This is a genomic window from Kamptonema sp. UHCC 0994, assembly GCF_029167235.1.
GTDB lineage: Bacteria > Cyanobacteriota > Cyanobacteriia > Cyanobacteriales > Microcoleaceae > Kamptonema.
Map to the genome: position 1 here is coordinate 1 of NZ_JARFTR010000304.1, position 25937 is coordinate 25937.

Consider the following 25937-nt stretch of genomic DNA (forward strand, 5'->3'; position numbering starts at 1 on the left):
GGCGGCGTTACGGATACTTTTGCCTAAGTCTTGTCAAAATTCAAAATTGAAACCTGTTTAAATCCCTTCCCCATCCGATAAACGCTGAAGCGAAATAGATGCAGCTTGAGATACTTGGGAATTGCTGTCTTTTTCTAAATATTTCAGCGCTGAAATACTCTTAGGACTAGGTAAATTCCCCAAAGCTTCAGCAAGACGCTGACGGATTAGCCAATCTTCCGACTGGACAAATCGCAAAATAGCTTCTACTGCTTCCACAGCTTTGATCTCACCCAAGGCTGAAATTGCTGCTTGCTGCATGACAACTTCTTTGCTATCCAAGGCTTGTAGTAGCGCGTCGCGAGCACGGGGATCTTTGAGATTACCCAAAGATACGGCGGCGCTGAAGCGTACTAACCAGTCGGTATCTTCATAAAAAGCTTGTATTAAAGCATCAAAAGCTCTAATATCTCCTAAGTAGCCTAAAGCCCCAGCAGCGTCGGCGCGAATGCCATAGTCTGAGTCATTGGCTAACAATTTAACTAGAATCGGATAGCATTCTTCGGTGGGTTTTACGCCAAGGGCAAAAACTGCCATCGATCGCACTTGTAAATTTTCATCGTTCAATACCTTTTTTATTAAAGGTACTGCCTCCGCCGCTGAAATGTGCCGCAGGTTGGCTAAAGCTACCATCCGATCGGCTGAATTTTGGCTTTCTAACTGGATTGAAATTTGCTCTATGCTTAAAGTGGTCATTATTTACCGAGCTCTTAGTAAAACTTTACATTTGATTAATCTATTATAGAGCTAGTTTAGGGATTGACTCAAGCAAGCGCGATCGCTACAAACAGATATGCAAATTTAGAAGACATTCTTAACTGGCATTAGGGAATAACTTATTTTCCAACTCCTCATCCGCTGATGATTATGTAAATATCCAGTTTTCCGCAACTTGTGGCTAAAACTGTCGATACATAGCAAACCAGTCCCGGCGTTAACAAATATTATACCAATATAATCATAACTTTTGTACTTAATATTTATCCTCTCCCTAGCGACACAGATTGATATTACACCTAGAGACCGATGTAAATATTTCCCTGAATTTCTATATTTAATGAAAGCTAGTATAAGTTTTGCAAAGGACAAATAACAAGTCCATCTGGCTAATCCAATCTTAACAAGAGGTTCCTTAAATATGAAGAAGCTAACACCATTTCTCCTTAGTGGCATCTTATTATTAGGAGTTGCAGCTTGCGACAACGTTGCGAAATCTAGTGCTAATGCTCCTAATTCTACTCAGGAAGATATCAAAACACCAGATGCTAAGACCGTTAAAAATGACAAAGCTGATGCTACTAGCGAGACTCGCAGAGCACAAGCAGACTCTGATATTCGGGCGCGAGAACAGCGTAACAATATAACTGGCGGCGATACAGACAGAGCAAATCGCGACCTAGAGAGTGAAGTACGCTCTAAATTAGAGGTCAACATCACCGGCGGCCAACTAACTGTTGCCGCTAAAGATGGTGCAGTTACTATATCAGGGACAGTCCCCAATCAAAAAGATTTAGACAGTATTGAACCTTTAACTAAAGAGATTAAAGGTGTCAATAGCGTGACCAATAAAGCAGTTGTCGCCACCGCCAATCCCGATCAACCCAAGCCAAGTAAATAGGTAAATCCAGCAATCAGAAATTGACATTAATCCATCGATATTATGGGTTTTTGATTCTGAATTATGGCTCCAAAAATCGGCGTTCTATCTATCTTCTGATAGATAATCAGGTTCCCCCTAGCGACCGATGAAAATGCTAGGGAAAAAGGCAATAAATGTTAGTGATAGCACAAATCAGAAATAGATTTTGTAGCTGTACAAATTCAAAACATAGCAAGCAGAGGATGTAAAAAAATGGCTTTAGGTCAACAAAAGCGAGCAGTAGGAGCATTTTCTAACTATAGAGACACAGAAATGGCGCTTAGGGAACTGCAAAATACAGGCTTTCCCATGAATAAAATTTCGGTAGTCGCGCAAAATACCGACGGTGACAACATCGCTGGAGCCAAGGTTACTACTGGTAAAGACAAGCAAGTGGAGCACGGCGCTAAAGCAGGTGCTACAGCGGGGGCGGTTACGGGAGGCTTGATTGGCTTAATCGGAAGCCTAACTGCCCTGACTATTCCAGGAATTGGCCCGATAGTAGCGGGTGGTACGATCGCAACTCTCCTGGGAGATGCTTTAGTGGGAGGCGCGATCGGTGCTGCTGCTGGCGGTTTAGTCGGTGGATTAATAGGTTTGGGTGTTCCTGAAGAACAAGCAAGAGTTTACAGCGATCGCCTCTCAAGGGGCGACTATCTAGTATTTGTAGAAGGTACTAACGCTGAAATTGCCACAGCTCAAAGCATCTTCACTACCTACCGAATTCAAGACTGGGGGATCTACGACGTACCCAGCGGCGAAGATAGAGGTAGAGTTTCCCACCGAGACAAGCGAGCAGTAGGTGCTTTCCCTACCCGCAACGAGACAGAACAAGCGCTCAACGAGCTGAGAAATGCTGGTTTTAATATGGACAACGTTTCTGTCATCGCCCGGGATGCCGAACACAAAAATGACATTGCAGGCGTTGATGTAGAAGATAGCACCGGCAACAAAGCCGATTTAGGCGCAGCTAAAGGCGCAATGACAGGGGGCGCTTTAGGCGGTTTGACAGGTTTGCTCGTAGGCTTAGGTTTGGTAGCAATTCCTGGCATTGGCCCAATTATGCTGGCTGGAGCTGGTGCAACTGCACTCGCCACTACCCTTACAGGTACGGCAATTGGTGCCACCGCTGGCGGTTTGATTGGGGCCTTAGTCGGCTTGGGAATTCCCGAAGAGCGGGCTAAAGCTTATAGCGATCGAGTAGCGAAGGGTTATTATCTGGTGATGGTGAAAGGGACAGAGGAGGAGATCGCCAGAGCCGAATCTGTTCTGAGTGCGCGAGGCATTCAAGACTGGGGAATTTTCGATTACCCCAGCGTAGATACAGCTCGTGCTAACTATGGCACTCCCGGTACTCCTAGCGTCGATACCACCCCGCTTTACAACGAGCCTGATGCAAGCACTCGCCGCTTGCGATAAGTTAACACTCTCTGGTCTGAAGACTCGGGGATTCTGCTCTGACAAACTTTGGGGGATGAATCCACCCAAAGTTTGATTCTGAAATCCTGCCTCCTGCCTCCTGCCTTGTTGTTTTTACCCTTTCACAGGCAAGTGAATTGTGAAGGCTGTTCCTTGCCCCAGAGTTGAAGCAACTTCGATCGCCCCACCATGTTTTTCAACGACAATTTGACGGGCGATGGTTAACCCTAATCCCGTACCTTTCCCCACACCTTTAGTCGTAAATAAATGGTCAAATATTTGGGCTTGCAAGGCTTCGCTCATGCCCTTACCATTGTCTTCAATCCGAACTAATACCTGATTGGCGATCGCTTCTGTCCGAATGGTAATTTGTTGAGGATTGGCTGTGAGTTCATCAAACGATCGAGTTTTTGCCATCTCGTCGAACATATCGATCGCATTCGCCAAAATATTCATAAATACCTGGTTAAGCTGACCGGGGAAGCACTCGACTGGGGGTAATTCGCCATAATCTTGGATCGCTGCGATCGCCGGACGATTTTCATTAGCTTTAAGGCGATACTTGAGAATCAGCAGGGTGCTATCAATGCCTTCATGAAGATTAGCACTAACTTTGCGATCGGTATCGGCGCGGGAGAAGATGCGGAGACTGGTGCTGATGCCTTTGATGCGATCGGTTGCACCTCTCATCGAGTTGAGTAACTTCGGTAAGTCCTCAGTAAGAAATTCTAGCTCAATGTCTTCAGCATTTTCTTGGATAGGTGCGACTGGGAGAGGATAATGTTCTTGATAAAGTCCCAGATGTTCCAGTAAGTATTGCACATAATCCTTAGCGTTATTGATGCTGCCATTAAGGAAGCCCATCGGGTTATTGATTTCGTGGGCTACCCCTGCCACCAAGTTACCCAGCGATGCCATTTTTTCGTTTTGTACCATTTGCAATTGGGCATTTTGCAATTCTACCAAGGCTTGTTCGAGTTCCTGGGATTTCTGAAGGACGGCAGCTTCGGCACATTTGCGATCGGTAATATCAATCAGCATTCCATCCCATACTATTTCACCATCCTCCCAGCGTTCTGGTTGAGAAGCCGCTTTCACCCACTTCAAATTCCCATTCGGTGTAATAATGCGCCACTCATGTCGAAATGGGGTGAGATTTTGTGCTGACTCCATAACTGCTTGAAAAACCTCTACTCGATCGTCGGGATATTCAAAATCACGTAGGCTATATTTCCCAGTCATCATATCCTCTGCCGCTACTTCGTAAAGAGTTTGACACCCAGAACTTACATAGGGCATGGAAGCTGAACCATCGGCTTTAATGCGAATCTGATAAATCAATCCCGGAACATTATCAGCAAGTTTCTGGAAGCGGGTTTCACTCACCCGTAATTTTTCCAGAGATTGTTCTAACTGTTGAGCATAGGTTTGTGATTCTTGATAAATACGGGCATTCTCTAAAGAAATTGCGGCTTGGGTACACAGGAAGTTAAGAATGAGGATGCGATCGTTGGTAAATACTCCGCTCGTTGTACGATTTTTCAGATAGAGAATGCCGAGTAACTTGCCTTGATTGAGGATGGGCAAGCATAGAATACTCTTGGGTTTTCTCTGTATTAAATATTCATCTAGAATCGGCAGATTAGTTTTCATATCTTCAATTACCACCACTTCTCTAGTATTTTTAACATACTGAATCAGTTTAACTGGCAAGTCCAGATTACAATCTAAAGGTACTGAACAAAGTTGCGTTTCTTCCGGTGTCGCAATAGCTTGCATTTGCCATTGTCCCTGACTATTGGGTAGGATTAACGCGCAGCGATCGCCGCCAGAGTTTTGCAGAATAACCTGAGTCAATTGGTGCAGTAGATCCTCAATTTGAATTGTGCTGGAAAGGATTTGAGATGCTTTGAGAATGGCACCAAAATCTAGAGCGGTATTGATACTTGTACTAGAAGAAGAACTGGCTGTTGTGTAGCTATGGATCGAGTAATTAGGAGCGGAAATACTGGCTAAGGTTTCAAAAGGATTAATAGTTTGGGTAGCTTGTTGGAGAATTGGGCGCAGTAAATTAGGATAACGATTTTCTAGATCGTCAGTTTTGGCTTTCGCGCCCCAATGGGCGTAGCAATAGTAGGCTTCCTGCATATAACCTGCGGCAACTTTTTCTTTACCCCAATCGAGATAAAATTTAGCAGCGAGCTCGTTGGCAAGAGCTTCATCTTGGATAAATCCATTTTCTTTAGCATCTGCAATGGCGCTATCGTACAGTTCTATTGCTGCCATTTTTTCATCTAAAACTCGATGTTTTTCTGCTTCTACTAAATGAAACTTGTGTAGATGATTCATCGGGGCATAAGTTGCCCATCTCTGCATATTTTTCTGATTGGCAGTAACTTGTTGCAGGATAGTTTCTTGCTCAGATTTTTGATGATTGGAGTAGATAGCTAACTGAGTAAGAGAAACATAAAAATAGAAGGTAGGAATATTAAACATTCCTTTCCCTCCTGATGAATAATGTTTTGCTTGTTCAATATATTCGAGCGTTTTTTCAAATTCTTGAAACAAATAGCACAGCATTACTTTAATGAAAAAGAAATGCCATAATCCAGTTTTGTCATTAGCTAGCTGATATCGCGCTAATAGTGCTAGTTCTTTCTCGATTTCACCCAGCAAACAAGATGGATTTGTCCTGTGACCAAGCAAATTTAAAACCATCTCTCGATACAGTTCATTGTAGTTAAGCTGTGTCTGCTGATTAATTTGTCCCAAAACTTTGCTATAAGCTGTCATTTCTTGCTCTAGTTGAGGTAACTCATAACCCGTTAAATAGGCATGAAAACCATAAGCATAAGCCGCATAGCCCAAGTCCATTAAACTTCCGCTTTCCCACCCACTGGAGTAAGCATTTTGCAGTAGCTTTAAGGTATCTCTACCGTGAACTTTCCAATGAACAATAAAAGTAGTAGTCACAAATAAAACTCTGGCTTCAATCTTTTTAGCTTTGAGTTTTACTAATAAGTTCAATGCTAGTTGAGAAAATTCATAACCCCGTTCAATCTCGCCAGCAACGGCACACAGAAATAAACCATAGCTAGAGTAAGCTAACGCAGAACTAGGAGCATTGCCATAGGTCATTGACAATTTCATCTGCGTCATGATAACCAGCGAATTTAAATTAGGTTTCGCCAAATAAGCAGGAATAGAGATGACATCCAAAATTTGCAAAGCTGCCAACATTTGAGGGTTTATCATCTCTGGAAGATTGAGTAAATCCGCAGGTTTTCTGCTATCAAGAAGCACTTGGGTTTCTTGACTAACTCGTGCCACATCTTCTATTTCGGGTGATGCAGGGAGATCGATTTCAAATTGCTTGAGTGCAGTTAATCCCGTATTGATGGCTTCGAGTAGCTGACCCTGCGATGTATAAGCATTAATTCTGACTGCATAGACTTTAACTGTATCTAATGCTGTTTTTGCCTGGTGCAAAACTTCTTCTGCAAGACTTACCATCTCATCGATATCAGTGTTGAGATAGGCTGCTTCTGTTGCTTCTACATACAGCGCTAGTGTTAGATCGTACTGACTTAACCAGCGATTGCTAGCTAAGAGATTTCGCCCTACAGTAAAGTATTTAACAGCCGCATTATAAGCGGTAGAATTCTTAGCTTTGCAACCAGCAATTAAATTCAACTTCGCAACTTCTTCTCTCTCTGTGGCTGGCTCAATTAATTCCACAGCAATATTAATTTGATTAACAATCTCAAAAATTCGTTCTTCTCGGTTAATCTGAGAGGTATTCTTCAGTAATCGTTGACCAATCCGATAATGCGTTACTTTTTTCTGTTCTTCTGGAATCAAAAAATAAGCAGCTTGTTGAACGCGATCGTGTAAAAACCGATAGCTAACTGTTTGATGATTCCCTTGAGAAATTGTATGTTCACTTCCCAAATAAAATTTATAAATATCACTTTCAGGTAATACCAACCCTTCTTGTAGTGCTTTCCACAAGGCTGTTGCGGTTTCAGTCTCTTCCTTCTCTGAAACAATTGCCAATGTTGTCAGATCGAACTGGTTCCCAATACAAGCAGCTAATTTCAAAACCTCTTGAGTTGTGGTTGGTAACTTCTGCAATTGTTGAGACATAAATTCTACAACATCATTGGTCAATGCTGCTGCCCGCACTTGGGTAAGATTACATTGCCAATGTCCCATTTCAGCTTCAAAGGTAATCCATCCATTCTGATAAATTGCTTTGAGAAACTGCGTGGCAAAAAAGGGATTACCCTGGGTTTTCTGATACACCAATTCTGTTAAAGGCTGTGCTAAGACTGTTGCAGAAGTGAGGGTATCTGCTACTAGCTGATTTAAACTGCTTTCAGACAGTGGTTTTAACGTGATGGTGTTTACTATTGCTCCCGCTTTTACCACTTCTTCCAGTGTCAGCATCAATGGATGTGCTGCAAATACTTCATTATCGCGATAGGCTCCAATCACCAGCAAATAACCCGCTGGCGATTCGCCTATGAGCAACGGCATTAACTTCAGCGATGCTAAATCTGCCCACTGCAAATCATCCAGAAACATTACTAATGGATGTTCTGCTGTGGTGAAGACTTGAATAAATTTCTGGAATAGTAAGTTAAATCGATTTTGGGCCGCAGTTCCTGATAGTTCTGTTGCTGGTGGCTGAACTCCGATGATGCGTTCCAGTTCTGGAATTACATCGATTAGGACTTGGGCATTTTCTCCCAAGGCTTCGAGAATTTTAGTTTTCCAGGTTTGCAGTTGCAAATCCGATTCTGAAAACAACTGCGCCATCAAATCGCGAAATGCCTGCACAAAGGCAGAAAAGGGAATGTTGCGATTGAATTGGTCAAATTTGCCTTTGATGAAATAGCCCCGCTGCCGGACAATTGGCTTATGGACTTCGTTAACTACTGCGGTTTTACCAATGCCAGAAAATCCCGCTACTAACATCAATTCGGATGTGCCATTGGCAACGCGGTCAAAAGCGTTTAAGAGAGTTTGAACTTCCGTTTCGCGACCATAAAGTTTTTCGGGAATTAAGAAGCGATCGCACAGATCCCGCTTTCCAATCTCAAAGGGTTCAATCGATCCTGTTTCTTGCCATTGCTCCAGACAAGTTTGTAAATCATACTTTAAACCTAAAGCACTCTGATAGCGATCTTCGGCATTCTTTGCCATCAATTTTATTACAATACTCGCGATCGCCGATGGCAAATTGAATTTACTGAGGGATGGTGGTTGCTTCGCGATGTGACAATGTACCAATTCCATCGGGTCATTGGATTGAAAGGGCAATTGTCCTGTTAAAAGTTCAAACAATGTCACGCCTAGTGCGTAAAAATCCGCTCGGTAATCAATACCTCGATTCATCCGCCCAGTTTGTTCCGGTGCTAGATATGCTAGTGTACCTTCTAACCCGTTGGGATTCTTAATTTCTTGGGTTTCCTTTGGCAATAATGAGGCAATGCTAAAGTCAATAAGTTTAATTTGTTTCGATTCGGGATGGATGAGAATATTGGCAGGTTTGATGTCTTTGTGGATGACGCGATGGTGGTGTAGAGCGTGGAGGATATTAGCAACTTGTAGGGCAATCTCTAACACTTCTGGTACTGAAAGCGCTACGCTGCGAGCATAGTCTCGCAGTGACATTCCGCCAAAGTCTTCCATCACCAGCGCATAGCTGTTGCCACAAGCTTCTAAGCTGTAAGGATGCACAATTCCAGGAATGTCAAGATTTTTAGCGATCGCGTACTGATTGCGAAACTGCAACAGCTCTTTGAAGCTAGGATAGTCTTGGTGCAGAATCTTGATTACTACAGAACGCGGTTCACACTCTGAAGTCACTTTTTCTGTCACCGCGCGATAAACCACTGTTTGGGAGCCACTATAAACTTGCTCCATCAGACAGTAACCAGGAATTGTAAAGTTTAAATCTGCTTTTGCTGCCATATTGAATGCTAGAAAAGATTTTTTTCACTGCTCAATAAACGATTAAAGTAGTGGCAATATTGCATAGCTTAACCTAGTATTCTTTTTATGTATATCTTGAACATCTTTTACTTACAATATAACTGTATATCTTTTTAGTAATTTTTAACAAACCCAGCAAGAAAGCGATCGCCTCTCCTGAAACTTCAGGAAACCGTGCGGAACGATGCGACTTAGTTGCCTGCGCGATCGCTCTTTGCCAGCAACTTCAAGATTGCAAATCTTATTGATTTAACTATCCTATAATATTAAGTCTGTATCCCCTGCTACCACTTGTCCTGCGGCATAGAAGTAGGATAGAGCATCCAAATTAACTCAGACTATCTCTTGCCTCAGACCTCTACTAGCGATTATCTTTAAGTATGGGGCAGCTAATTTCAGCTAATTATAGGTGAAGTAGCCGCTCACCAGGAGCCGAGTAGGGCCTGGGGTTGGGGGCAAATATTAGACTAATATTGCCACCATTTGCCGAGATTGGGGCATCTCCAGCAGATAACCGCAAGACTTAGGCCGATAATCCGTAAGCTCGCAACTATTGATGTTGCCATTGGCAAGACCTGCTAAGCTCAGGCGTTTTTCCTGGGAATGTTTCAGCTCGGCGTTCGAGTACCCCAGAATCAAGCTAGTATGTCCGGGAGCGCGTCAGCGTGCCTGGTGTTCTGTTAATTAGAACCACAAGCCCTCTATGGATTTAGGAGAAGGTGGCAGTAAGCCCAGAAGCACAAGAATACAGGAGGTTTTTGCACAGACGCGAACCGCGTTTAGATGGCAAGAACTCCTGAGAATTTTCGTTTGTGCTTCTGTTGAATATTCATCACTGATAGGAAAACAGCCGAACCTTCGGTTTTCACTGCAACAATATGCAGTGATGGGAGGTGACAGTAGCTAAACAAAACCCTAAACCGCTTGATAGTCAGGAATGCGGTAGGGATGCCCCTAGGAAAACCCTAGACTCTTGATTGTCTAAGGCGGCAATAGTAATCAAAAAAATTTGGGATTTTGGGAATTAGCAATTGGCTTGAGGGAGCCTTTAATTGTGATTATTTTAAGAGTTGCCAGAATTGAGTTTTTAGGTAGTGATAAATAGTAGTTGTTAAGCCTTGAATAGTTTAACTCAATCATCAAAACCGCAACTGGTTGCGAAGAAATCTGCAATCTCTTAAAAGTCGAAACTTAAAACTTCCCTTTAACCTAAGCAAATCCGAAATCATTCTACCGAAAATGGAGCTGCGCCAATATGGTGCTGCTTAGCATTAACAACTTTTCTATTTCTTTCTTTTGAACCAACTGCTGACAATTTCGGCTCGCTAACTTTTTTCTGTAACGCCGCCTTCTAGGCGGTTAGAATACCGCCTAGAAGGCGGCGTTACGTAACTAATGCGTAAGTCCTACAGAAATTTGCGGACAGCCGAGAATATCCACACATTCAGGAAAACTACTCAACTTTTTTATGAATTCCACTGAGCTTTTAAGCACCAATGAATTGTTAGAACGACATAGACAAGGGGAAAGAGATTTTAGAGGGGCTAACCTGATTGCCGCTAATCTAGGTGAAGCCAATCTGAATCGGACAAATCTGAGTAACGCAAATTTGAGAGGGGCTAACTTAACAAGAACCAAACTAATCGGAGCAAATTTAAATGGAGCAGACTTAAGCGGAGCTAATTTATCTAAGGCTAAACTGATTGAAATCAATCTCGGCGGAGCTAGTTTAACTAGAACTATCTTATTAGGAGCAGACCTAAGTGGAGCCAACCTCAGCGGAGCTATTTTTTCTCAGACTGATTTAAGTAAAGCGGTTTTGATTGGAGCGAGTCTGGTTGGAGCTTGTTTGCTAAATGGGTCAAAGTTAGTGGAAGCTAACTTGAGTGGGGCAACTCTGAGCCGAGCGACTGCCAATGGAGTTGATTTAAGTAGAGCAAATTTGATTAGAGCGATTTTGAGCGAAGTAGACTTGAGCGGGGCAAATTTGAGTGGGGCAACTCTAATTCGAGCTTACGCCAATCGTGGGAATCTTAGCGGCGCTAATTTGCACTCCTCAAACTTGAGCGAGGCAAGTTTTCGGGAGGCAAATTTGTGTGTTGCTAACTTAAGTGGAGCTGATTTGCAAGGAACTGACTTGAGCGGAGCTAATCTGAACGGTGCTAATTTAAGTGGTGCTGACTTGCAAGGCGCTAATTTAAGGGGAGCTAATCTGAATGGGGCAATTCTACACAAAGCTGATTTAAGGGCGGCTGAGTTGAATAAGGCCAATTTGCGGGGTGCTAACTTGAGTGGGGCTAATTTGTCAGGTGCTAGCTTGCTGGAAGCTGATTTGCGAGGAGCTAATCTGTGTGATGCCAATCTGTCGGGTACCGGTTTGTTGTTGACATTGCTGGCGGGAGCAGACTTGACTGGGGCCAATTTATCTGAAGCCAATTTAATCGGGGCTACCTTGAATGTTGGCAATTTGAATGAGGCTTGTTTGGGCGGCGCGATTCTACCCAATGGGGCGACTCACGGTTAAGAGGAGATGGGAGGATAGGGGAGATGGGGGAGATAGGGAGGTAAATCCCCCATTCTCCCCAATTAGCCATTAGCCATTAGCCATTAGCCATTAGCCATTAGCCATTAGCCATTAGCCATTAGCCATTAGCCATTACCAATTACCCAAAAAGTATTGACAATCTTTTGAGGCGGTGATACTATTAAAAGGTTTGAGACTTTATAGGGTGGAGGTGAAACCCGCAGAATGAAACAATTGGGAACCCATCTGGTCGTTGACGCTTGGCAGTCTCCTGGAGACCTTCTCAACGATCCTGAACGTATCCGCCGCGCTTTACTTGATGCGATCGTAGCAGGTGAAGCAACGCTAATCGATATGTGCGTACACCAGTTTAGCCCTCACGGAGTAACTGCTACGGTTACTTTAGCAGAGTCGCACATTGCCATCCATACTTGGCCTGAGTACGGTTATTTTGCCGCAGATTTATTCTTCTGTGGACGTGGCAACCCTCAAAGGGCAATGAAGGTTTTACAAACGGCTCTGCAAGCTAAAGAGGTAAGGCTCAGCGAGTTTAAGCGCGGTTTTGATCCAGGGGTGGGCATCCTAGATTCTGCTTCTTCAGAGCAGTATGCGCCTTGTCTCGTAGAGACAAGTGCCGCCAGAGGATGAAGAGCCAGGTAGCGTAATTCTAACAATTTTATGCTAAGTTTCGTTTGAAAATCCCACAGCTAGAGCTGTGGGATTCTTGTTTTTAGCGATGTTTTCTTCCTTTGGTCTATCGCTTCATTAACAGCGGACGCACAACCCAATAGCCTGCACCGAAAGCAGCTACGACGATAAGAAAAATGGCGGCGGCTAACCATAAGCCACTGATTTCGGAGCCTTTTTTGGGCTGAGTGCGAAGGCGATAGGGGCGTTCGGGCTGTTCTGTATATAATTTTTCGCTCAGGTGTGGTGCTGTTGGTTCAGATTCGGGAAAGGGGAAAGGAAGTTCTAGGGAAGAGGGAGCGGGGATTGGCTCTGGAATTGAATTGCTAATGTGTAGGGGTGCAGGGTTAGGGCGTGGAGGTTCTGGGTTGAAATTTACTCGGACAGGAGGCATCTGAGGCATCCCTATCTGGCTGACTGCTTGGGCGGAGTTGACGGCTTGTTGTAGCTGAAGAGCTGCATGAACTACTGTTTCTACTTCTCGCCGCAGTTGTTGATTTTGCTGTACTAATTGCTGGTTATGGGTTTTGAGGGATTCCAGCATTGCTTGAGCTGCTTGCAATTCGGCGGCGACTTCGCGGTAGAGGGAAATGGGAACTGAGGGAGAGTAAGTATTAGGGGCAGCAGGGCCAGATAGGGTAATATTTTGCATAGGTAGATGGGTATTGAGGGGGAATGTTTTTAGTTTAGCCTTTGAATGCTGTCAATTAGAAGAATTTGCGGTAAAGTAGTCAAGTTATTTGGTAAAGATATTTTTAGAAATTGGCAGTCAATGACGATGAACATTTCCCCAATACAGCAGAATTTGTCAACGGAGTCAAGCACCCAGGAAATGAAATATGGCGAGCGCGAGATTTTGGAGGGGGAGTTAATTACGTTCCCTAATCCGCGAGTGGGGCGGCGCTACGATATTAATATTACTTTGCCGGAGTTTACTTGTAAGTGTCCGTTTTCTGGCTATCCAGATTTTGCCACGATTTATGTGAGCTATGTGCCGGATGAGCGGGTGGTGGAGTTGAAGGCGCTAAAGCTTTATATTAACAGTTATCGCGATCGCTACATTTCCCACGAGGAGTCTGTGAATCAAATTTTAGATGATTTTGTGGCGGCCTGTGAACCTTTGGAGGTGACGGTTAAGGGCGATTTTTTGCCACGCGGGAATGTGCATACTGTAATTGAGGTGCGGCATCATAAGATGCTAGAGTCGATTACGCAAACGATCTAATGTTTTTGGTTTATTAGTACGTGCTTTTGACCTCTGTAAAGCATCTAGAAGACGTACTGCATTTTCTTGAGATTGGAACAAATAAACTGTTTCCATAATACTGTTAAGTTCCGCTGTAGGAATTACGGATACACTCTCGCACCCTTCACGAGTAATAGCGATAGGTTCCCGACTGGAAATTACCTCATCATAAACTTTGTCGAAATTATTGCAAGCTTCTGTATAGGTTTTATGGTTCTGCATTGTTAACACTCTCATAGCTCTATGATTAATTATGCCATCTGACGAGATTAGACGGCTAGTGCTGCACCCGCCTAAGTTGAAAATAAGGCGGGTGTAGTAGTTACAATTAGTTTTGACTGGCGAGAGTTGTAGGCGCAATCGCACCATCTTTGTCTCCTTCTCCCAGTTTATCTAAAATCTCCACAATCTCTCTTTCAAAAGTAACTTGAGCGCGATTTGTACGCCCTCCAATATAAACACGATTGCCCTTTTGTAATGCCCAAATCTGGGAGTGAGATACATAACTCATCATCACGCTTAACATTAGTAAACCAAAGCCAGTATAAACCAAAGGAATCCCCGGATCGGCTTTAATTTGCAACCCTGTACTACCAATAACTTCGTCAATAGTTAACATCACTCCGTTAACTTCTGTGGCGGTTCCCGCACGTACAGTAGTTAATAATTTGCCATCAGAACCATAAATTAGCAGAGTTCCTTGTAAGTCTTTTGCTAACATTGAAACTCCTTCACTCAAATCAGGTTTTGTAGGAATCCAAGTTCCCCAAATTCGCCCTTTTCCCTGAGTATCTAACTGAGCCATTGGTAGTTGTAAAACGGGGCTTTTATTGATGCGTACTCGCACTCCAGCAATTCCCCAATCTGCTTGATAAATAGTGACTCCGCGATATCTCAGCGGTTTATTAACATAAATTGTTTGTTTGTCAACTTCTTTGCCTTCTTCATCCAAAACTGAGAGGTCAGAATAAAATTGATCGATATTCCCATCTGGTGTATAATCTATCCAGAAGCGATTCACCCGCAAGCCCCAATCTTTAGGTATTTGAGGTTCGGCCCAAGGCCCTGCATCGGTAATATTTTTAATCTGAAATATCTGACCGCTGGGTACTAATTCTTGACCGATAAATCCTGTCATCGTTCCCCAAATTGCACCAGCTAAAATAATTAACATACTGGCGTGAACGATAATCGGCCCAATCTTTCCAACTATGCCCTTCCTAGCATAAAGTGTATCGCCTTCTCGAAATACGCGATAGCTACGTTTTTGCAATAGTTCTTCTAGGGAATTTAAGGAAGATGTTTCTAATTCTGCGCTCAAAGCTAGCTTTTCAAACTGTCGAGGTTCTTCGTAAAATTTCCAGCGACGGGCGGCTTTTAAGGCGGGAAATTGTCGAGTAAATGTACAGGCGGTTAAGCTGGTTCCAAATAAAATTAGGATTGACAAAAACCACCAAGTACGGTAAACATGATCTAAGCCGATAATCAGCAAAACTTTCCAGGTTAGGAAACCAAATAAGGCAGGATGTTCTGGATAGTTGGCTTGGTAAAATTGAACTGATTGACCTTGTTCAACGATGGTACCGGTGATGCTGAAAATTGCGATCGCTAGTAGTAAGATAATTGCCAATCGTAAATCGGCTAGCACTGGCAATAATTCTCGACGGAAAAATAGCTGAGGAGTGTTTGCCCAGTTTGAAAGTTTAGATAGAAATATATCTTTTGATGTCATGGTAATTGGTAATTGGTAATTGGTAATTGGTAATGGCTAATTGGTAATGGCTAATGGCTAATGGCTAATGGCTAATTACCAATCCTGCCCATCTCTTTCTCTTTCCCTAGTCCCTAGCCCCTAGCCCCTAGTCCCTTCTTTGGTAATTGGTAATTCGATTGAAGAGTAAATTAAGTAATAGGTGCTAACCGTAATAGTAGAGAGAAAACGCCAAAGCCGACTAATAATACTCCGCTAACTGGGGTAATCCAGCTAGACCATCGGCGTAATTCTAGCAGCTTTTTAATACTAGCAGTAAAAGTGCCTGCTAATATCAGCGGTGCAACATAGCCAGCGGTGTAGGATAGCAATAAAACTCCACCTAAAATTGTATCTCCTGTGGTAGAAATCCACGCTAGTAATGTAGCTAAAACTGGCGTACTACAGGGAGAAGCTACCAAACCGAAGGTTAAGCCTAATAAATACGAGCGTACACCTGCTGGCAAGTCTTTAGCAATCCAACCCGCAGCATCAAATGATGGCAATTGTAAAGGCAAAGCTTCCAGTAAATTCAGTCCCATTAAGATGGCAAGGATGCTGACAATAATCGGCAAGCCGATCCCGATTTGACCGTAGACTTTTCCGGCAAATGATGCTATAATACCTAAGCCTGCAAGGGTGGTTGCTAATCCCAAGGAAAACCAAGTAGACTGGGCAGCAGCTTGAATGCGGCTTTTAGCTTCATATCCGCCGATGTAGCCAATGGTAATTGGCAACATGGAAAGCGTACAGGGAGTTAAGCTGGTAAGCAATCCTGCAAGAAATATGACTCCGATGCTGACGCTGCTAATATGTGTCAGTTGAGTTTTAACTAAAGCGTTAGCAAATTGTGCTATTTCGTAAAGTTGGGTTTGCAGGGTTTCAATCATCGGACTTGGTGCTGTTCTGAATCTGTATAAAATTGTAACGGATACTAAGTCATTTGATTTTAGATTTTCAATTTAGAATTTCTGCCGATCGTTGATTCCAATATCCAATATGTAAAATCCCCTATCTTCTTACGTAATGCCGCTTTCTACGGAGTAAAGATACTTCTGGGACGGAGCGTTACAAACAATTACGCATAAGTCCTATAAATAGAGTATAAGTGATGTCGATCACTGATGCTGTTAACCCACATCACACTGAGTAGTCGATCGCAATCGCTGAACAATCGCATGATTGTCACAATCTGTCAAGACTCCCATCACACAGCACTTTCGAGAAATAAATTACATTAAAAAGTGTTAATATATTATCTAACCTCCAATTAGCCACGCTTGAGGAATTCTGCGATGTTGTATCAACCTATTTTCGGCGATCGCGCCCTGAGCGAATCCTTATACCGCACCTTAATCAATCGCTTCCACGACTCTTTGAGCCTTTCAGCACAAGCCCTATTAAATGAGTGTATTCTAGGTTTTGCCCCCAGTCCCGATGGAGTCAAAACCTTTTTTATTGTCGCCCCCTCCCTTGGGGTTGCAGAGGAACTAATCGAAGAAATCGACAGCCTTGTGAACCGAGTTGCTACACTCATGGCAGGAGTAGGACTATTAGCAATTTGCCTAAATCCATCTGAAAATCAGGGACAGCAACCCAGCGATACAAAAGACATAGGGAAATTTCCCCCAGAGTATATGGCCTGTAAATTCTTTTCTATCCCTTTTGAATATGAAATGGCTGATGTTTAAATTTTAACGGCTAATCGCTAACTACTATGAATAATAAGTAATTAGCAATTAACTATTATCGCTGATACTTTTCAAACAAAGGTTGTAGTTGAAAAGTGGATAGCGGTTTACCATAGGGTGCTTGTACCTGAGCTTTGTTAGTTTGTGCATCTGCTGCTAAAGCTGCTTTTGGAGTCAAGATATATCGACCCTGATAAGTCCTGGTATCGGCAGTTAAGCGAAATTCCAAATCTCGGTTATAAGTGCCCTTGGTATATTGAAGATGCAATCGAGTAATAAAAGCTCGTTCCTGGTTCATCCCCAATTCTTTTAACTCTTGGGCATTTAAAGGTGATGTACTGCAAGGATCGCAGGAACCTGTATCCCAAGCGTATTCTGTCACTACATTTTCACGACCAACTGCTTTAATAGTGGTCGTCAATAAACCTTTATAAAATTCCCCAAATTTGGATTCTATTTCTTCAGGAACAGCGAAGTTACTGGGAATCATTACATTAGTATAATTCCTGGCTTCAGCTCTACCTTTGTCGCTCAGAAAATAAACAATGATATCTTGAGTACCTTCGGAGTTGATTTTTCCTAACTGAAATGGTAGCATAATTTGGTTGGAATTTGCCACTGTAAATTGTAAGGGACGCAAGTTTTGGAAGCCGAGTCTTTGCTGTTCTTTAAAATTGATCCGAACGACAAAAAAGTAGAGTTTTTGGTCGATATAGGGTTTGAGATAACGAGCAGCATTATTAGGAAGTCGATACTTATTTTGCCTCAGCCAAGTTTCCAAAGCATTGGACTCAGTTGCACTCAGAATCACAACGTCATACTCGCCGACAGTAAAGCGTTCAACAACTGTTACGGGTGCTCGATCTCTTTTGGTTTCAGCTTCGCTTCTGGGTGCGCCAGCGGGTGCATTCTGCCTAAAGTCTTGATATCGAACTAGCCGAGGTGCGGTAAAATCATCTAAGCGTTGAAATAGCTTAGCGTCTATGACTTTGACATCTTGCTTTTTCAGGACTATTGGCACTGGCAAAACCAGAGCAAATTCTTTGGGATCGCCTTTGTAATCAAAGGCTAGACTATAAGTAGTAGTGTTATTTTGATGGGCGATTGCAACTTCAGAACGGTTGTTAAATAACTGTGCATCGACTTTGGCGACAAAGAAACCGCAAAAAGCTAAAACACTTCTGGCATTCACGGATAGTAAAGCCAGAAGTACGGTTAAACTTAAAGATAAATTTCGTAAACTTTTAGACATTTCTCAATTCTCCTCCCAGACTTATATGAACAACAGCTTACCACACCCAAGCTCACTTTTTGCTTTATTAAGCCAAACAAACATCTACCCAAGACGCTCAAGCTTACCCTCAAAGCAGTTGCGATAAAATCTCAACTTATAAATAGAAATAAGAATATAAAATGTCGATCGTCTAAGCCAACTATTTCACAGAAAAAATATTTAACTTATGTTTAAATTATTTACAAAATTCCTAGCATTTATTATCCAAAATTTGGAAGAGTACATCATTGAAAACAGTCCTGTGAATGATGAGATTCTGCGACAGATTTTCGGGATCTATACCTTGATTAATCGCCTCAATTTGACCTTAGATAAATTCGTAGATGTTCTTGAAATCTGGCAAAGAGATTTTTATCATGGCGCTGCGTGGTCAGGTTCCCACTTTTGCATTAGTAACATACATAATTTAATGGTACTAATAAATAACGATCTGCGCCATCTTATCGATCTTATTTGCAGTCACAATTCCCCCTCAAATCCCGAACTAAAGAACTTACTAAATTATCAATTTCGCGGCGATCCATACTGCTCAAAAGTCGATGTTTTTGACATCTGGATGCGAATCATTAACCGAAATGCCAACGATCGTTTTTGTGGTTGGATTAGCCACTATAGCGACACCGAAGGCAAAATACTTGATGTTTATGGTAAAACTAATTATTTTCTTCCTTTAGTAGAGCGAGTGACACTTTTTATTCCTAATTATAGTTTGTTGTTACTAGAAGTAAAAGAAACCTCTAGCCTAGACAAGTTATCTCAAAGTCAATGGGCAAAAGATATTAATATTTACGGTCAAACATTACCTGAATGGCAAGGTTATGCACTGAAATTATTGCCAGAATTTCCCCAAAAATTTCCGATTGAAATGGAAGGATATACTAGCTTGAAAGATAATCACTATGCCTTGATGATTGAAGTTCCCAGGCAAGAGGAGATAGTGACAAATATTATTGCATCTATCAAGAAAGATATTGCAGCTTTTCATCAGCCATGCAGGAAATTTAAAGATACTCTCCAGATAGCTGTTCAAGATCGCATTGAGATTATTTTCTGAATCAATCTGGATAATTGGTATTAAATTATTCCCACCTTAAACTTGCTCGACATACCGTTTTAACTCCCTCGCCATCCGTTCCATTCCTCGCTGTTCATCCTCTCGAATAAAAGGCAAAAATACACGAGTTAATAACCCCGAAAAATTTTCCCGGTGAATATATCTCGTCCTACCAATACCAATCTCTTCTAACTCAAACATATTTTCACTGCGAAAGCCAGGAATTACAGACACCCATCCCAAAGTGACATCTGGCTGCACCAATGTCACCAAAGGTTGAAATTCTGTCTCTTCCTCCGCATAATTCCGCAATAGCGACAACATTACCTCTTGGCCATGCTTAAATGGCATAGAGGGATCGCGGTCAAATAAAAAACTGTTCCATTTGTTCCAATTTTTCTTGTCAAACAGCACCCGCCAAACCTTTTGCCTGGAAGCATAAATTTCAATTTCTGTATGGAGACTTGGCATAGCTGCCTCTGCACTGTTTTGTGCGACTGGTTACAATCTCAAGTATTTCATTACTCTAGGCTAAGGTTAATTTTAGATTTGAAATTGGCAATTCAATCTAAAATCTAAAATTTGAAATCAAAAATCCCCAATTCAGGCATTATGGTAGTACTAACACCCAACCCCAGCTTTAGTTTAACGATTCGGATTGAACTTCCCAACCGCGCCGGGATGTTGGCTGGCGTGACGCAGGCGATCGCATCTGTAGGCGGTAATTTGGGTCAAATCGACTTAATTGAGCAAAACCGCAACACTTCCATCCGCGAAATCAACGTTGATGCCTCCAGTACAGAGCACAATGAGGAAATTATTGATGCCGTCAAAGCACTGCCAGAAATTAAAGTGCTCAACATCTACGATCGCACCTTCAACCTTCATCGCGGCGGCAAAATCACTATTGAAAGCAAAATCCCTCTCAAATCCCAATCGGATCTAGCGATGGCTTACACGCCTGGGGTGGGCCGGATTTGTAATGCGATCGCGCAAGATCCCGAACAAGTTTACAACCTTACCATTAAACAAAATACCGTTGCGATCGTCACTGACGGTAGCGCCGTTTTAGGGTTAGGCAACCTCGGCCCCGCCGCCGCCATGCCAGTCATGGAAGGCAAAGCTATGCTATTTAAAGAATTTGCTGGGATTGACGCATTTCCTATTTGTTTGGCCACCCAAGATACCGACGAAATTATCCGCACAGTCCAGAATATTGCTCCAGTTTTTGGCGGCGTTAACCTCGAAGATATTGCCGCACCTCGCTGTTTTGAAATCGAGGCTAAACTGCGGGAAACTTTAGATATTCCCGTATTTCACGACGACCAACACGGCACTGCTATTGTGAGTTTAGCAGCATTAATCAATGCCTTAAAAATCGTCAATAAATCAATGGATCAAATTCGGATTGTAATTAACGGTGCCGGTGCCGCCGGAGTTGCGATCGCGCGTCTGCTACGAAAAGCGGGAGCGAAAACTATTGTTATGTGTGATTCCAAAGGCATCCTCTCCAAAAACCGCACTGATTTAAACGCAGAGAAACTAGAATTTGCTGTTGAAAAATCTGGTTCTTTAGCAGGCGCAATCATCGGTACTGATGTGTTTTTAGGCGTGAGTGCCCCTGGAGTTCTTACCCCAGAAATGGTACGTTCAATGGCAAAAGATCGGATCGTGTTTGCGATGGCAAATCCTATTCCAGAAATCCAGCCAGAACTTGTAGTTAATGACGTAGCAGTAATGGCAACTGGACGCAGCGATTACCCCAATCAAATTAACAATGTTTTGGCATTTCCCGGTGTATTTCGCGGCGCTTTAGACTGTCGCGCTTCTACTATTACTACCACGATGTATTTAGAAGCTGCTCAGGCGATCGCATCTTTAGTCCTGCCTTCTGACCTTGACAAAGAACACATTATTCCCTCTGTATTTGACAAGCGAGTAGTGAATGCTGTTGCCGGTGCCGTGCAATTAGCGGCCCGTAATGAAGGCATTGCTCGTAGTTAATTAGACTTACATCATAAAGATCGTAACGCCGCCCTCCGGGCGGTTCCTTTACCGCCCAGAGGGCGGCGTTACGTGGGTAATCAATTTCCAATCATCCGTCTTAATCTACCTGTATTTGCGATCAAAAATCCCTTTTCACATAAACGCGATCGCACCTTTTCGTCTCCACGCCCGTACTAGGCAGATACCCATTACTTTCATACAATTTAACAGCTTCCTTCAAAACACTAGCCGTTTCAATCCAAATTTCTTTAAAACCACGCTCTGCGATCGCACTCTCCAACTTTCCCAGTAAAAATCTCCCCAAACCTTGCCCTCTCACCTCTGGTAAAAGATACATTTTGCGAATTTCTACAGCATTATTCCCTCTTTTAATCGGATAATAAGCAGCCGTCCCCACTAATCGATCCTGCTTTTCAACTACCCAGAATTCTCCACCCACTACATGATAAAATATTTCTACCTCATAGACATCTCGATCTGCGCCATAGGGTTCGCAAGTCAAACCGTATTCTGCTAAAATATCCTTAATTAAGTGAAAAGCTGAAGCCCGATCTCGTTGTTCCCAGGTACGAATTAAAAAGTCTTTATATTCAATCTCCACTTGTTTCTTACCTCTAGCTGTGAATTCTTGGTTCCGAGTACAAATTTGCCAGCAAATCGCTCTCAATAGATGCTAAAATCTCAACCCTAGCCGTCACAATTTCGCTATCAAAATAAGTAGTTGCTAACACCCAATATACACCGTAGTGACGCGCCTCTGAAGCCATCAAACCCCGATAAAATTTTGCTAATTCTGCATCCTGACAGCAATTTGCTAGCAATCCGAGCCTTTCATGGCTCCGTGCTTCTATTAAACCAGAAACCAGCAAAGAATCCAATAACCTCTCTGGTTCCTCCCTACGAATTTTAGCTGTTAAACCAGCAGCATAGGGAGGTGCTGACAACGGGGCCAAGGGAATCCCGCGACGCTCTAACCATTGATTTACCTGCTCGAAATGCTCTAATTCTTCGCGCGCGATCGCAGTTAGCATCCGCACTAATTTTGTGTGGGAAGGGTAGCGAAACATTAAATTTAACGCTACACCCGCTGCTTTGCGTTCGCAGTGGGAATGGTCTAGTAGAATTATATCTAAGTTCGCGATCGCTTGTTCGACCCACTCTTTAGAAGTTGGTTGCTTCAGAAATTTGATAGTTGGTAGTATTGAATTTAACATTGGTAATTGTTAATTGTTAACTGTTAACTGTTAACTGTTAACTGTTAACTGTTAACTGTTATAGCAACCGCCAGGGCGATTAGGGCAAGTACAACTGTTACCTTTAGTCTTGAATCCTTTACAGAGTAACCTCTTCCCTCTTCCCTAGCCCTGAGCATCGTAGCCCCTAGCCCCTAGCCCCTAGCTATACGTGGGGGCTACGATAACTATCTATAACTATAAGTTACAATTTTTTGGCGGCGAGCGCCCACTCTACGCCTCTGTTTCTACTTAGCTTTCGCTAACAATTCTACAAACACCCCATACATATCTTTAGCAAACTTTTTGGGATTCCATAATGGTGCTAAAGTTTGCGGTTTCTTGGACTCCCTCAACTGTTCTTTAACTGCGTTTCTTAAATCCAGATTATTACCCAATTTTACACCCCATTCTGTGTACTCTTCCCAACTCCAAGAAATACCTGTTTCCATCTTCAAAGCCTGCATAAATGAATAGCCCATCCTCGATAAAAATTGCTCGCCTACCCGCGTCACCACAGGCAAATTAAACCATAATGCTTCTAACGTATGAGTCCCGCCATTGTAAGGATAAGAATCCAGAAAAACATCTGCTAGTAAATATATTAGCCTGTGTTCTTCCTCCGTAGGAACTCGTGGCAAAAATTTGATTCGGTGTTTCCCAATTCCCTCAGCTTCGCAAGCTTGGTGATACGCTGACTGAAATACTTCGATATCGCCTATGGCTTTATGAAGTAAAACACTATTTGGCACTTGTTTCAGAATAGCAACCTGTGCTTTCACTAACTCGCGGTTGAATTTTCTACCGGGAGAAACGCATAGATAAACTACTTGTTCTAATCCAATTCGATGCGACTTTCTTAAATCAATTGTATCTGCAACTAACCTTTTAAAACCTCCAACGGCTGCAAAGGAATCTGGCATTCTAATTAGTTGTTCTTGGTAATATTTTTCTCTCCCGTCTGGGTGAGTGTGCCAATCGCAAAGAAAGTAATTTGTACTAGATATATAGGGAGCGTCAAAACCTAACCAAGAAATGCAAACTGGGGCGGGTTTTCGATATAAAATATCGCAGTGAATGGGAACGCTTAGAGAATCTAAATCTACCAGTATATCCAATTGGTCTTGCTGAATTTCATTGATAATTTCTCCAGCATTGGCAAGTCCATTAGGAAACGTTTTAGGATAACTTAATTTAGCTACACTATCAACAAAGTTTTGGGTATGATCGTCAGCATCAAGCCTTTCTGTTGCGTACAAATAAACATTAGGCGTGAGCTTACACAACTCGCGAATGATGTCAGCACTGCACCAGCCGACGGAATGGCGATTGAAGTGATTTGAGATGAAGCCTATTTTCAACTTACTTTCATTGCTTCTCTGCTGAAAACTGGACTGGGAAATTTTAGGGTAATTTGGCTTGACAACTTGCTCGATATATTGTTTAGAAATTAAACGATAGAAATTAGAATTAGCCTCTAAATCATCTCGCAAGTAAGGGGTACTAAATAAAAGATTAGCGTAGAGAGCTTTAATTTCAACATTGCTAAAGTTCTTGACTTGATATAGATAAGACTCTAGCTCTAAAAATCTATCCTTAGCAATTTGATTTAATCCCGATACCTGATAAGTGCTAATATAGTAAATGGCGGTCATTATTTTGTCAATTTCGCCGCACATTTCACTATATTTGCTAACAGCTTGACGGGCTGCTTCTAAATTGGTAGCATCTCGGAGAATGCCGCACAAATGCTGATGAGCGATGGTAAAATCTGGTTTGATTTCTAAGGCTTTTTGGAGATACGGAACTGCCTCCTTTAACTTGCCTTGGTATCGGAGAACTATCCCTATTTGACAGTAAGCATCTACCGAGTCTGGTTTAATCGTAATTGCGCGTTTCCAAGTAGCGATAGCTTCGTCAAGTTTGCCTTGATTTGCTAGTTCATCGCCTCGATCTAAGTAAAATTCTATGCCGCCAAGTTGAGGATTAATTTTAATAGCTTTTTGCTGATAAGATTTAGCTTCCTCTGACTTCCCTTGCTGCTTCAAAGCATTACCGAGATTCCAGTATGCGGCGGCTAAATCCGGTTTGAGTGCGATCGCTTTTTCGTAGTTGACGATCGCCTCGACAAAACGTCCTTGCTTGTAAAGCATACTGCCCAAATTAGCGTAAGCTTCAGCATAGTCGGGATTGAACGCCAGAGCCTCCGAGTAGAAGCGAATCGCCTCATCAATTTGACCTTGAGCCTGCTGGACATTTCCCATTGTCACATAGGCGGGTGCCCAATCCGGCTTCGCCTCCAGAGCTCGGCGGCAAAATGCGATCGCTTCTGTTAACTTCCCCTGAGCATAATATACTTCCGCAGCTTGAGTCAGCGCTTGAGCATCCTCTGGTTTGGTTTCCTGAGACGGGTTAATAGGATTGGAATTCATCGGGCAGCCTGTTTGTGCTATCAATATTAAAGTCTATGGTATTTTGCACCCTAACAGTTTTTGAGGCGACAACCTACTGATGAATTTATGACTGGCAAGCAACTGATACAGCAGAAACCGAAGCTCAACCTCAAACCCAATTTGCTCCTGGGTATATTTTTACTCACCTTAGCACTGCCCCTGCCCTTCGCTACCAATAGTCTAGCACAACAGCAGGCAGGGCAATATCAGCGGCGGATCTTTGATGCTGCTCTCTACTTTACTTTATATTTCGAGGGCGGCTTCAGCAACCATCCGGCGGATAAAGGCGGAAGGACTTACAGAGGCATTTTGCAAACGGAGTACGACGCTTACCGCTACAGTCGGGGACTCCCACCTCTAGACGTAGCCAGGATTTCAGAATCTGAACTCTTAGAAATTTATCAGAGTTACTGGAATAATAGCCGCGCCGGGAGTATGCACCCTGCATTAGCGATCGTTATGTTCGATACTGCGGTAAATTTCGGGATATCTAACTCTGTTACATTTCTTCAACAAGCTTTGGGACTTCCGCAGAGTGGCATTTTTGACGATCGCACTATGAAAGCCTTGGCATCTGCTAATAACAAGAATACTGCTTTTCAGGTCATCAATGAGCGAATTATTTACCGTTATAAACGGGTTCAAGAAGATCCGAGTCAAATGGCATTTTTTCGGGGATGGCTGAGTCGAGATTACAGTCTGTGGGGGTATGTGGAGAAGATTAAGAATTAAAGCTTGTGTTGGGTTGCGTTTATATAGCAACCGCCACGACGTTAGGACATTCTCGATCGCCCAAACCCTTTCTATTAAGTAGTCGGACATAAATAAACGCAGCCATGTCATTGCGAACGGAACGAAGTGAAGTGAAGCAATCGCAGGGTTTTGGGATTGCTTCGCTGGGC

Annotated in this window: 20 protein-coding genes; 9 read left to right on the forward strand and 11 right to left on the reverse strand. The window is 42.8% G+C overall.

Features of this window, described 5'->3' with window-relative positions; genetic code table 11:
* Positions 1-57 precede the first annotated feature (57 nt).
* The gene (locus tag PY364_RS27815) at positions 58-735 is read right to left on the reverse strand and encodes a HEAT repeat domain-containing protein (protein ID WP_275570941.1); all 678 of its coding nucleotides are present in this window, start codon (positions 733-735) and stop codon (positions 58-60) included.
* 442 nt (positions 736-1177) lie between these two features.
* Here PY364_RS27815 and PY364_RS27820 point away from each other — a divergent pair, with 442 nt between their 5' ends.
* Both PY364_RS27820 and PY364_RS27825 read left to right on the forward strand, forming a co-directional pair.
* On the forward strand, positions 1178-1657 hold the full coding sequence (locus PY364_RS27820; protein ID WP_275570942.1) for a BON domain-containing protein: 480 nt from the start codon (positions 1178-1180) through the stop codon (positions 1655-1657).
* 234 nt (positions 1658-1891) lie between these two features.
* Complete coding sequence (locus PY364_RS27825) at positions 1892-3097, forward strand: general stress protein (RefSeq protein WP_275570943.1); 1206 nt, start codon at positions 1892-1894, stop codon at positions 3095-3097.
* 114 nt (positions 3098-3211) lie between these two features.
* On the opposite strand, the gene PY364_RS27830 is transcribed toward PY364_RS27825, so the two are convergent.
* Positions 3212-9076, reverse strand: coding sequence for an AAA family ATPase (locus PY364_RS27830; protein ID WP_275570944.1), 5865 nt, complete (start codon positions 9074-9076; stop codon positions 3212-3214).
* Between the two features lie 1489 nt (positions 9077-10565).
* On the opposite strand from PY364_RS27830, the gene PY364_RS27835 reads away from it, so the two are divergent.
* Together PY364_RS27835 and speD are read left to right on the forward strand one after the other, a co-directional pair.
* On the forward strand, positions 10566-11621 hold the full coding sequence (locus tag PY364_RS27835) for a pentapeptide repeat-containing protein (RefSeq protein ID WP_275570945.1): 1056 nt from the start codon (positions 10566-10568) through the stop codon (positions 11619-11621).
* A 225-nt stretch (positions 11622-11846) separates the two neighbouring features.
* Complete coding sequence (gene speD / locus PY364_RS27840; protein ID WP_275570946.1) at positions 11847-12269, forward strand: adenosylmethionine decarboxylase; 423 nt, start codon at positions 11847-11849, stop codon at positions 12267-12269.
* Between the two features lie 106 nt (positions 12270-12375).
* Here the strand turns inward: speD and PY364_RS27845 are convergent, their stop codons facing one another.
* Complete coding sequence (locus PY364_RS27845; protein ID WP_275570947.1) at positions 12376-12960, reverse strand: hypothetical protein; 585 nt, start codon at positions 12958-12960, stop codon at positions 12376-12378.
* Positions 12961-13140: 180 nt separating this feature from the next.
* On the opposite strand from PY364_RS27845, the gene queF reads away from it, so the two are divergent.
* The gene (gene queF, locus PY364_RS27850; RefSeq protein ID WP_275570972.1) at positions 13141-13533 is read left to right on the forward strand and encodes a preQ(1) synthase; all 393 of its coding nucleotides are present in this window, start codon (positions 13141-13143) and stop codon (positions 13531-13533) included.
* On the opposite strand, the gene PY364_RS27855 is transcribed toward queF, so the two are convergent.
* The 3 genes from PY364_RS27855 to PY364_RS27865 form a co-directional block, all read right to left on the reverse strand.
* Positions 13507-13776, reverse strand: a complete 270-nt coding sequence (locus PY364_RS27855; RefSeq protein WP_275570948.1) for a type II toxin-antitoxin system Phd/YefM family antitoxin — start codon at positions 13774-13776, stop codon at positions 13507-13509. The two genes, queF and PY364_RS27855, sit on opposite strands and share 27 nt — an antisense overlap.
* A 106-nt stretch (positions 13777-13882) precedes the next feature.
* Entirely contained in the window at positions 13883-15286 is a 1404-nt protein-coding gene (locus PY364_RS27860; protein WP_275570949.1) for a cytochrome c biogenesis protein, read from the reverse strand.
* A gap of 170 nt (positions 15287-15456) precedes the next feature.
* Positions 15457-16194, reverse strand: a complete 738-nt coding sequence (locus PY364_RS27865; protein WP_275570950.1) for a cytochrome c biogenesis protein CcdA — start codon at positions 16192-16194, stop codon at positions 15457-15459.
* A gap of 405 nt (positions 16195-16599) precedes the next feature.
* Here PY364_RS27865 and PY364_RS27870 point away from each other — a divergent pair, with 405 nt between their 5' ends.
* A complete protein-coding gene (locus tag PY364_RS27870; protein ID WP_275570951.1) occupies positions 16600-16995 on the forward strand; it encodes a hypothetical protein in 396 nt (131 codons plus the stop codon).
* Positions 16996-17050: 55 nt separating this feature from the next.
* Here the strand turns inward: PY364_RS27870 and PY364_RS27875 are convergent, their stop codons facing one another.
* Complete coding sequence (locus tag PY364_RS27875) at positions 17051-18247, reverse strand: DUF2330 domain-containing protein (protein WP_275570952.1); 1197 nt, start codon at positions 18245-18247, stop codon at positions 17051-17053.
* A gap of 208 nt (positions 18248-18455) precedes the next feature.
* Between PY364_RS27875 and PY364_RS27880 the strand changes: the two genes are divergently transcribed.
* On the forward strand, positions 18456-19343 hold the full coding sequence (locus PY364_RS27880) for a hypothetical protein (protein ID WP_275570953.1): 888 nt from the start codon (positions 18456-18458) through the stop codon (positions 19341-19343).
* Between the two features lie 36 nt (positions 19344-19379).
* On the opposite strand, the gene PY364_RS27885 is transcribed toward PY364_RS27880, so the two are convergent.
* On the reverse strand, positions 19380-19814 hold the full coding sequence (locus PY364_RS27885; RefSeq protein WP_275570954.1) for an SRPBCC domain-containing protein: 435 nt from the start codon (positions 19812-19814) through the stop codon (positions 19380-19382).
* A gap of 141 nt (positions 19815-19955) precedes the next feature.
* On the opposite strand from PY364_RS27885, the gene PY364_RS27890 reads away from it, so the two are divergent.
* Positions 19956-21347 carry a malic enzyme-like NAD(P)-binding protein gene (locus PY364_RS27890; protein WP_275570955.1) on the forward strand — a complete coding sequence of 464 codons (1392 nt, stop codon included), beginning with the start codon at positions 19956-19958 and terminating at the stop codon, positions 21345-21347.
* A gap of 121 nt (positions 21348-21468) precedes the next feature.
* Here the strand turns inward: PY364_RS27890 and PY364_RS27895 are convergent, their stop codons facing one another.
* The 3 genes from PY364_RS27895 to PY364_RS27905 form a co-directional block, all read right to left on the reverse strand.
* A complete protein-coding gene (locus tag PY364_RS27895; protein WP_275570956.1) occupies positions 21469-21951 on the reverse strand; it encodes a GNAT family N-acetyltransferase in 483 nt (160 codons plus the stop codon).
* Between the two features lie 13 nt (positions 21952-21964).
* On the reverse strand, positions 21965-22564 hold the full coding sequence (gene miaE, locus PY364_RS27900) for a tRNA isopentenyl-2-thiomethyl-A-37 hydroxylase MiaE (protein WP_275570957.1): 600 nt from the start codon (positions 22562-22564) through the stop codon (positions 21965-21967).
* A 266-nt stretch (positions 22565-22830) separates the two neighbouring features.
* Complete coding sequence (locus tag PY364_RS27905; protein WP_275570958.1) at positions 22831-25014, reverse strand: tetratricopeptide repeat protein; 2184 nt, start codon at positions 25012-25014, stop codon at positions 22831-22833.
* 87 nt (positions 25015-25101) lie between these two features.
* Between PY364_RS27905 and PY364_RS27910 the strand changes: the two genes are divergently transcribed.
* Entirely contained in the window at positions 25102-25767 is a 666-nt protein-coding gene (locus PY364_RS27910; RefSeq protein ID WP_275570959.1) for a glycosyl hydrolase 108 family protein, read from the forward strand.
* Positions 25768-25937 lie beyond the last annotated feature (170 nt).